6 protein-coding genes and 2 riboswitches are annotated in these 9,747 nt (G+C 69.7%); of the genes, 5 read left to right on the top strand and 1 reads right to left on the bottom strand.

Features of this window, described 5'->3' with window-relative positions; translation table 11 throughout:
• The first annotated feature begins 66 nt into the window (after positions 1–66).
• The 4 genes from CGU35_RS09905 (at position 67) to gcvP (ending at position 6,382) form a co-directional block, all read left to right on the top strand.
• Positions 67–1,239 carry a MarP family serine protease gene (locus CGU35_RS09905; RefSeq protein ID WP_100811427.1) on the top strand — a complete coding sequence of 391 codons (1,173 nt, stop codon included), beginning with the start codon at positions 67–69 and terminating at the stop codon, positions 1,237–1,239.
• Positions 1,240–1,529: 290 nt separating this feature from the next.
• A riboswitch (glycine riboswitch) is annotated at positions 1,530–1,628 on the top strand.
• A riboswitch (glycine riboswitch) is annotated at positions 1,629–1,736 on the top strand. It begins immediately after the preceding riboswitch.
• Between the two features lie 46 nt (positions 1,737–1,782).
• Complete coding sequence (locus CGU35_RS09900) at positions 1,783–3,054, top strand: glycine cleavage system aminomethyltransferase GcvT (protein WP_100811652.1); 1,272 nt, start codon at positions 1,783–1,785, stop codon at positions 3,052–3,054.
• The gene (gcvH, locus tag CGU35_RS09895) at positions 3,051–3,434 is read left to right on the top strand and encodes a glycine cleavage system protein GcvH (protein WP_100811426.1); all 384 of its coding nucleotides are present in this window, start codon (positions 3,051–3,053) and stop codon (positions 3,432–3,434) included. The genes CGU35_RS09900 and gcvH overlap by 4 nt, the downstream gene beginning before the upstream one ends.
• 80 nt (positions 3,435–3,514) lie before the next feature.
• Entirely contained in the window at positions 3,515–6,382 is a 2,868-nt protein-coding gene (gcvP, locus tag CGU35_RS09890; protein WP_232711272.1) for an aminomethyl-transferring glycine dehydrogenase, read from the top strand.
• A gap of 629 nt (positions 6,383–7,011) precedes the next feature.
• Here the strand turns inward: gcvP and CGU35_RS09885 are convergent.
• Positions 7,012–7,833 carry a CPBP family intramembrane glutamic endopeptidase gene (locus CGU35_RS09885; protein WP_100811651.1) on the bottom strand — a complete coding sequence of 274 codons (822 nt, stop codon included), beginning with the start codon at positions 7,831–7,833 and terminating at the stop codon, positions 7,012–7,014.
• A 189-nt stretch (positions 7,834–8,022) separates the two neighbouring features.
• Here CGU35_RS09885 and CGU35_RS09880 point away from each other — a divergent pair, with 189 nt between their 5' ends.
• Entirely contained in the window at positions 8,023–9,651 is a 1,629-nt protein-coding gene (locus tag CGU35_RS09880) for a peptide ABC transporter substrate-binding protein (RefSeq protein ID WP_100811424.1), read from the top strand.
• Positions 9,652–9,747 lie beyond the last annotated feature (96 nt).

The following is a 9,747-nucleotide window of genomic DNA, read 5'->3' as shown; positions in this document are numbered from 1 at the left end:
CATTTACTGTGGGATTGCGCGCGCCGATTTCACGCGCAGGTCCGGGTGCGGGGGAGGGAGCACGGCGTGCAGATCGTCGACATCGTCGTGCTCGTTCTGCTTGTGGTCGCTCTCATCGTCGGGTTTCAGCGGGGCCTTCTCGCGAGTCTCGGCACCCTCGTCGGACTCGGCATCGGGGCGGTCGCGGCCTACTGGCTCATCCCGCTCGTGACCGCGGCGGTGCCCTGGCCGATGTGGCGCGCGCTCGCCGCGCTCGCCGCGACGCTGCTGCTCTTGGCGGGATGTGCCGCGCTCGGTTCCGCGGCGGGCACCGCTCTCCGACGTGGTGTCGACCGCACACCGTTGCGCGGTGTCGACCGCGTGCTCGGGGGAGGGTTGACCCTTGTCGCGGCGGCTCTCGCGGTATCGCTCGTCGGCTCGGGGCTCGCGGCGACGGGGACCCCCGTCGTCTCGACCGCGATCGCATCGTCCCGTGTGCTGACCGTCATCGAGAATCTCGTGCCCCGCCCCCTGCAGGCGGGGTTGGCCGAGCTGCGCGGCGCCGTGCTCGGGGACGCGATACCGACGCTCGGCGGTCTGCTGCTGCCCGGGACGGCCGTCGTCGAGCCCCCCGTTCGGCTCGACGACCCGGAACTCGCTGAGGCCGCGGCATCCGTCGCCCGTATTACCGGAGTGGCATATGCCTGCGGTATCAGTTCGAGCGGCTCCGGATTCGTGATCGCGGAGGACCGGGTCGTGACCAACGCGCACGTCGTCGCGGGGGTCGATCGCCCGGTCGTCGAGCTACCCGGTCGGGAGGCGCGCGACGGTCAGGTGGTGTATTTCGATCCGGTGGGCGACATCGCGGTCATCGCGGTCGGCGGCCTCGATGCCGATCCGCTCGACGTCGTACCCGTACTGCAGGCCGGGTCCTCGGCCGCGGTGCAGGGGTATCCGCACGGGGGTCCGTTCGAATCCATGTCTGCGGCGGTGCTCGCGATCGGAGTCGTGCCCGTTCCCGATATCTACGACGACTCGTCCCACCCGCGGGAGATCTACACACTCGACGCGAACGTTCGGCCCGGCAACTCCGGTGGCCCGCTACTGACCGCTCAAGGCGACGTCGCGGGACTCGTGTTCGCCCGTGGAGGGGATGCGGAAACCCGGGGATACGCCTCGACGTCGACGGAACTCGCGCCGATCGTGGCGGGTGCTGCCGGGTGGCAGAGTCCCGTGTCATCCGGTACCTGCACGCGCTGACCGCTAGGTGCCCGGCGCGCCTCCGCCCCGCTGCCGCCGCTGCCCCACCCGACCGCCCTCGCCCCGGCCCCGCGCCGAAACACCCCTGCCGCGGCGAAACACCCCAGGCAAGGGGTGTCTCGCCGCGCAAAGGGTGGTTCGGCGGCGTACGGGCCATGCGGCGACGGCGGGCCGGCTCGGCATGTCGTCGGGAGATGGGGGCGCGTCGGGATCTGTCGCGCGGCGCGGCTGTGGGTATGCTGGCCGCGTCGGACCCTCCGCGGTCGGGCAACAACTGAATACCGGCCCTATGACCCCTTGCGGGAGAGCCCCGGCACCGCTTCGCGCCGGGCACCGAAGGAGCAAGCCTCCCCGCCAATCTCTCAGGTATTGCGTACCGCGGGGGTCGGGCCACTCTGGAAAGAGATCCGTTTCGTGCGGATCCGCCGACGGTGAAAGTCGGGTCATCCTCGAGGATGTCTCGGCGAAACTCTCAGGCAGATGACAGAGGGGGAGTTCATCGGGCGTCGATCGGCGCCCGCCCGCACCACCACGGGAGAACTCATGCCAGACCCCACCCCGCCGCCAACGGTCCCACCCGGCGCGACCACGCCGCCTCCGTCGCCCGAGTCGGCGCCGCCGCGCCGCACCCCGCTCGCAGCCGCCCACGAGCGCCTCGGTGCATCGTTCACCGACTTCGGCGGGTGGTGGATGCCCGTGCGGTACAGCTCGGAGCTCGCCGAGCACCACGCGGTCCGCACCGCCGCGGGACTGTTCGACATCTCGCACATGGCCGAGTTCGTCGTCACCGGCCAGAAGGCTGGCGAGTTCCTCGACTACGCCCTGTCGGGCCGGCCGTCGGCGATGCGCCTCGGCAAGGCCGCGTACGGCCTCGTGCTCGCGGAACAGGGCGGCATCGTCGACGACGTCATCGTCTACCGCCTGGCCGACGACCATTTCGTCGTGATCGCGAACGCCGGGAACCGGGATGCCGTGGCAGCCGCACTCGCCCAGCGTGCAGCATCCGTTCCCGCCCCCGGCACGTCCAGCACCGACGCTGGCGGTAGCTTCGGCTTCGTCGCTGGCGAACCGGGATTCCGCCTCGAGGATGTCTCGGACGACACGGCGCTCATCGCGGTGCAGGGACCGGTTTCGGCCGCGGTTCTCGAGGCGACGGAGGGCCTGGTCGAGTTCTCGCCGCTCCTGGACGACCTCGGCTACTATGCCGCGGCGACCGCTCGGTTCGACGGTGCGCCGGTGCTCGTCGCTCGCACCGGGTACACGGGCGAGGACGGCTTCGAGCTCGCGGTCCCCGTCGCGCGCGCCGAGGAGCTGTGGGAAGCGCTGCTCGCGGCGGGCGAACCGCTCGGGCTCGTGCCGGCGGGCCTGGCGGCCCGTGACACCCTGCGACTCGAGGCCGGGATGCCGCTGTACGGCCATGAGCTGTCGCTCGACATCCGCCCCGCACAGGCGGGGCTCGTCCGCGCGGTCGCCACCGAGGGCGACTTCGTCGGGCGAGAGGGCGCGAGCGCACCGTTGGATCCGGATGCTCGCGTGCTCGTCGGCCTTGCTTCCGAGGGCCGCCGAGCCGGCCGCGCGGGTTACGCCGTTTTCGCCGGCGAGGCCGCGGCCGGCACCGAGGCCGGCACCGGGGTGGGCACTGAGGTGGGCATCGTCACGAGCGGCGCGCTCAGCCCGACGCTGGGGCATCCGATCGCCCTCGCTTACGTCGACCCCGGCTCCGCCGAGCCCGGCACCCCGCTCTTCATCGATGTCCGCGGTACGCGCATTCCCGCGACCGTCACACCCACCCCGTTCTACCGGAGGAAGAAATGACCGATCTCACCGCACTTTCCTATACCGCCGAGCACGAGTGGATCTCGATCGACGGCGATGTCGCGACCGTCGGCATCACCGACTACGCCGCCGAGAAGCTCGGCGACGTCGTCTTCGTCGAGCTGCCGACCGTCGACTCCGGCGTGAGCGCGGGACAGGTGTGCGGCGAGATCGAATCCACGAAGTCGGTAGGCGAGCTCTACGCGCCCCTCACCGGCGACGTCGTCGCGGTCAACGACGCGGTCACGGACGACCCCGGTCTGATCAACTCGTCGCCGTTCGAGGACGGCTGGCTGCTGAAGATCCGGATCGATTCGTCGGCCCCGGCCGAGCTGCTCGACCGCGCCGCGTACATCGGCCTGACGGGACAGGCTTCGTGACGGTCCCCGACGGCGGGCGCGTGAGGGCGGGTGCATTCGCCGCCCGCCACATCGGGACGGATGCGTCGGCGCAGGCCGCGATGCTCGATGTGCTCGGATACCCGAGCGTCGATGCGCTGCTCGATGCCGCCGTGCCGGGAGCCATCCGCGTCCACGAGCGCACGACGAGCGACATCCCGCCCGCCGCGACCGAGGCCGAGGCGCTCGCCGAGCTGCGCGAGATCGCATCGACCAACCGCACGGCCCGGCCGATGATCGGACTCGGCTACTACGACACCTTCACTCCCGCGGTGATCACGCGGAACGTGCTCGAGAACCCGTCCTGGTACACCGCGTACACGCCGTACCAGCCCGAGATCTCGCAGGGTCGGCTCGAGGCCCTCATCACGTTCCAGACGATGGTGACCGACCTGACCGGACTCGATATCGCGGGAGCATCCATGCTCGACGAGTCCACCGCCGTGGTCGAGGGGATGCTCGTCGCCCGCCGTGCCTCGAAGTCGGACTCGAACGTCTTCCTGGTCGACGCGGACGCGCTGCCGCAGACTCGGGCTCTGCTGGAGTCGCGCGCCGCGGCGCTCGGGATCGAACTGCGGACGATCGACCTGGCTTCGTGCGACGCTGCGGCCCTTCCCGAGGCCTTCGGCGTTCTCGTCCAGTACCCCGGCGCCTCCGGCCGCGTCTGGGATCCGTCCGATGTGATCGCGGCGGTGCAGGCGCGGGGCGGCCTCGCCGTCGTCGCGGCGGACCTGCTCGCCCTCACGCTGATCGCATCGCCCGGATCACTCGGCGCCGACATCGCGGCCGGAACGACGCAGCGTTTCGGCGTTCCGCTCGGCTACGGTGGGCCGCACGCGGGCTATCTCGCCCTGCGTCAGGGCCTGGCGCGGCAGCTGCCGGGGCGCCTCGTCGGCGTCTCTCGTGATGCCGCGGGGCACCCCGCCTATCGGCTGGCTCTGCAGACGCGCGAGCAGCACATCCGTCGTGAGAAGGCGACCTCGAACATCTGCACCGCCCAGGTGCTGCTCGCGGTCATGGCGGCGATGTACGCCGTGTATCACGGCCCCGAGGGGCTGCGCGCGATAGCAGCGGATGTCGCGGGCAAGGCGGCATCGCTCGCCACCGCCCTGCGGGACTACGGGCTGAACCTCGCGTCGGAGGAGTTCTTCGACACGCTCCGCGTCTTCGTCCCCGGCGACGCCGGTCGCGTGATCGAGCGCGCCCGGTCGCGTGGTTACCAGCTGCTGTGGGTCGACGAGGCGACCGTCGGGGTGTCGGTCGACGAGACCACGACCCTGGTCGATCTCGACGCCGTCGCGTGGGCGTTCGGTCTGCCCGATGCTGCCGTTTCGGGGTCCCCCGCTTCCGAGCCAGCGGTCGGCGCGCCTGAATCCTCTGACATCGCGTCGCGGGAGCCGGCGGACGACTCGATCGGCGCCCTCCCGGTCGGTCTGCTGCGCGAGGACGACTACCTCACGCATCCGGTCTTCCACGCCCATCGCAGCGAGACCGCCATGATGCGGTACCTGAAGACGCTCGCGGATCGCGACTACGGCCTCGACCGCGGCATGATCCCGCTCGGGTCGTGCACGATGAAGCTCAACGCGGCGACCGAGATGGCCGCCGTGTCGTGGCCGGAGTTCGCCCGTATGCATCCCTTCGCCCCCGAGGCCGACGTGCGCGGCTACCTCGGCCTGATCGAGCAGCTCGAGACGTGGCTCGCCGAGGTCACGGGGTACGACGCCGTCTCGCTGCAGCCGAACGCCGGATCGCAGGGCGAGCTCGCCGGGCTGCTGGCGATCCGGGGGTACCACCGCTCGCGCGGTGACCTGGGGCGCGATGTCTGCCTGATCCCGTCGTCGGCGCACGGCACCAACGCGGCATCGGCCGTGCTCGCCGGAATGCGCGTCGTCGTCGTGGCGTGCGACGAGGCGGGCAACGTCGACCTCGACGACCTGCGCGCGAAGATCGAGGAGCACGCCGCGACGCTGTCGGCGCTGATGATCACGTACCCGTCGACTCACGGCGTGTACGAGCACGACGTGCTCGACATCACGCAGGCGGTGCACGACGCGGGCGGTCAGGTCTACGTCGACGGTGCGAACCTCAACGCCCTGCTCGGCTACGCGCGGTTCGGCGACCTCGGCGGCGACGTCTCGCACCTCAATCTGCACAAGACGTTCGCGATTCCGCACGGCGGTGGGGGGCCGGGTGTCGGCCCGGTCGCGGCGAAAGCGCATCTCGCACCGTTCTTGCCGGGGCATCCGTTCTCGCCCCGGGCAGATCACGCGGGCGGCTTCGTCTTCGATGGCGCGCCGATTTCGGGTGCGCCGCACGGGTCGGCCGGGATCCTGCCGGTGTCGTGGGCGTATGTGCGGATGATGGGGGCCGCGGGCCTGCGGAATGCCACGGCCGCCGCCGTGCTCGCCGCCAACTACGTCGCGGCCCGGCTGCGTGCGCACTTCCCGGTGCTGTACACGGGCGAGAACGGACTGGTCGCGCACGAGTGCATCCTCGACCTGCGTCCGCTGCGCGACGCGACCGGGATCACGGTGGACGATGTGGCGAAGCGCCTGATCGACTACGGATTCCACGCTCCGACGATGTCGTTCCCCGTCGCGGGGACGCTGATGGTCGAGCCGACCGAGAGCGAGGACCTCGGCGAGCTCGAGAGGTTCGTCGAGGCGATGATCGCGATCCACGCCGAGGCGCATGCCGTCGCGGCGGGGGAATGGCCCGCGGACGACAACCCCGTGGTGAATGCGCCCCACACCGCCGAGTCGGCGATCGCGGGCGAGTGGGACCATCCGTACTCCCGTGAGCGCGCCGTCTATCCGGTGCACGCGCTCGTGCGCAACAAGTACTGGCCGCCCGTGCGCCGGGTGGACAATGCGTGGGGCGACCGCAACCTGGCCTGCGCCTGCCCGCCCGTGGAGGCCTTCGCCTGACCCGGCCCGCTGGCTCGTGCTTCGGGTGGCGCCCGGCGGGGAGATCCGACAGTCGGACCCCATCCGGCGGGACTGCTCTGCCGAATGGGCCCCACCATCCGCGGCCGCCACGTGCCACCCCTCGGCGCCCGATCATCGCCGTACGGTAGCGAGCATCGCGTTGTCACGAGGGGCGACGAGGGGAACGCCCGCACGGACAAGCTTCCGTTCGACAGGCGCGACGCGATGCGTGTCGGGCCAATCCCCTCGAGCAGAACCGCGCCACCACGTGGCGAGCGCGTAGACACCGGGCCGCACGCGCGCGAGTTCCCGCCGGGCCGCCCGCGTGTACAAACCGGACGGTACTCGTCGCTCGTCAGAGGCGAGCAGAAGTCCGGGTTCGTCCGGTGCGAGAGGATGCCGCATCGGTCCACCATCCCGCAAACTCCTCCGCTCGAGTGGCGCTGCGCGGTGGCCCGGGGACAGGCATCCGGGGCGCATCCCTGTGGAGGATGCGTCGAGGCACACAGGTGTCCGAGGTCACCGCCGGCAACACCGCCACGAGACCCCCATCTGTGTCGAAACACCCTGTGGCGAGAGGTGTTTCGCCGCAGATGAGCTGTTTCGGCGCGAAACCCGGCCGCCCGCGGTCAGGGCGTTGCGGACGGCGACGGAGATCCCGATGGCGCGGGCGAGGGACCTGCCGGCACACCGAAGACCCCGGGCCACAGGGCCGCGGCGAGGGGGTACCCGACGAACGCGATCACATCGATCAGCGTGTGCGCGATCACGAGCGGCATGACCCGGCCCCAGCGCCGGTAGCACCACCCGAAGACCACGCCCATCACGAAGTTCCCGATCATCGGGCCGAACCCCTGGTAAGCGTGATACGCGCCGCGCAGCGCCGCGGTCGACAGGATGATCGTCCACCAGCCCCACCCCAGCCGCCGCAGCCGATCGAAGAGGTACCCGATGAAGGTGACCTCCTCGGTCAGCCCCGCGCGCACCGCCGCGAGCAGGATCAGAGGGATCGTCCACCATGACGGATCGAGGGGCGAGGCATCGACCTGCAGGGTGATGTCGAGAGCGCGGCCGATCGCGTAGAGGCCCAGCCCCGGCACGCCGATCACCAGGATCAGCAGGACGCCCCGCCCGACGTCGCCGCCGAAGCGGCGGAAGTCCAGGCCGATGCGCCGGAACGCCGACGTGCCGGGCTCCCACAGCAACCAGATCGCCAGCGCCACCGGCACCAGCGCGAAGAACTGCGACAGGAACTGGTATAGCACCGGCCAGAATTCGGATGCCGCGGCCCCGGGATTGACCGACGTCGACTGCTGGCCGAGCGACTCCTCGCGCTCCAGCGACTGCACGAGCTGCAGGACCGAGTAGAGGGCGGACCGACCGACCGACAACGCCAGGACGATGCCGATCTCCCACCACAGTCGAACCCGCGCGGGGCGGTCGAGTCTCATCGCGCCGTCGACGGGCCTCACGGGTTCCACTTCGACAGATTGCCATATAGACGGCATCCTGAGTTAAGGCTATGTAACGGTTTTGCTCATGATTTGGAGCATTCGGACCAGGATGCCTAGGGTTTCTCTATCCCGCGCAGAACCATGACCATGACTCTGCGCGTAACAGCACTCTTAACAGGAGGACAAGTGAAGCGCAACAAGATTGCCCTGTCGGGGCTCGCGCTCCTCGCCGTCGGAGGGCTCACGCTCGCCGGCTGTGCGGGCAGCGGAGACTCGGGCGACACCGACGGTGGCGGCGCGAGCGACGCGATCATCACCACGAACGGTTCTGAGCCGGAGAACCCGCTCATCCCCACCACGACCAACGAGGTCGGCGGCGGCAAGATCCTCGACGCGATCTTCGCGGGCCTGGTGGCCTACGAAGCGGATGGCTCGCCCGTCAACGACATGGCCGAAGAGATCACGGTCGATGACCCGCAGAACCTGACGGTGAAGATCAAGGAAGGCCAGACCTTCACGGACGGCGAGGAAGTCACCGCTGACAACTTCATCAAGGCCTGGAACTACGGCGCACTCGCGTCGAACGAGCAGCTGAACAGCTACTTCTTCGAGGACATCGAGGGCTTCAGCTACGACGAGGACTCCGAGCTCACGGGTCTCGAGCAGGTCGACGACTACACGTTCACGATCGCGCTCAACAAGCCCGCCTCGGACTTCGCTCTGCGCCTGGGCTACTCGGCGTTCTACCCGCTGCCGGATGTCGCGTTCGAAGACATGGCGGCCTTCGGCGAGAACCCGATCGGCAACGGCCCGTACATGCTCGCCGGTGACGACGCGTGGCAGCACGACGTGCAGATCGACCTCGTCAAGAACCCCGACTACAAGGGTGTGCGTGAGGTGAAGAACGGTGGCCTGACCATCGTCTTCTACGCGTCGCAGGACGCGTCGTACGCCGACCTGCTCGCGGGTGAGGTCGACGTCGTCGACCAGATCCCGACCGGTGCTCTCGCGACCTTCGAGTCGGATCTCGAGGATGTCGGCGGCACGGCTGTCAACCAGCCCGCCGCGGTCTTCCAGTCCTTCACGGTGCCCGAGTACCTGCCGCACTTCGCGGGCGAAGAGGGCCAGCTGCGTCGCCAGGCGATCTCGATGGCGATCAACCGTCCCGAGATCACCGACGTGATCTTCGAGGGCAGCCGCACGCCGGCGAGCGACTTCACGTCGCCGGTCATCGACGGCTGGTCGGACTCGCTCGAGGGTGCCGAGGTGCTCGCCTACAACGAGGACGAGGCAAAGGCCCTGTGGGCCGAGGCCGACGCCATCTCGCCGTGGGAGGGCTCGTTCCAGATCGCGTACAACTCCGACGGCGGCCACCAGGCATGGGTCGATGCGGTGACCAACTCGATCAAGAACGTGCTCGGCATCGAGGCATCGGGTGCTCCCTACCCGACCTTCGCCGAGCTGCGCGAACTGGTCAACGCCCGCACGATCACGACCGCGTTCCGCACGGGTTGGCAGGCCGACTACCCCGGTCTGTACAACTTCCTCGGCCCGCTCTACGCGACCAACGCGGGCTCCAACGACGGCGACTACTCGAACGCCGAGTTCGATGCGCTGCTCGCAGAGGGCATCTCGTCGACGGACGCCGGTGAGGCCAACGAGCTGTTCCAGCAGGCACAGTCGATCCTGCTGAAGGATCTGCCCGCGACGCCGCTCTGGTACTCGAACGTGACCGGCGGTTACGCCGACACGGTCCAGAACGTCGAGTTCGGCTGGAACTCGGTGCCGCTGTACCACGAGATCACCAAGGGCTAACTCCCGATCTCACTCGCGAGGCGGTGACGGATACACGTCACCGCCTCGCGACATGTTGCCTGGGGCTCGCGCTCGCCCACCCGACGCGGCACGATG

It is taken from the genome of Microbacterium sp. BR1, assembly GCF_002812725.1.
In the GTDB taxonomy this organism is placed as follows: domain Bacteria; phylum Actinomycetota; class Actinomycetes; order Actinomycetales; family Microbacteriaceae; genus Microbacterium.
Note: the sequence above shows the minus strand (reverse complement) of the source record. Positions and strands in the feature narration are given on the sequence as shown.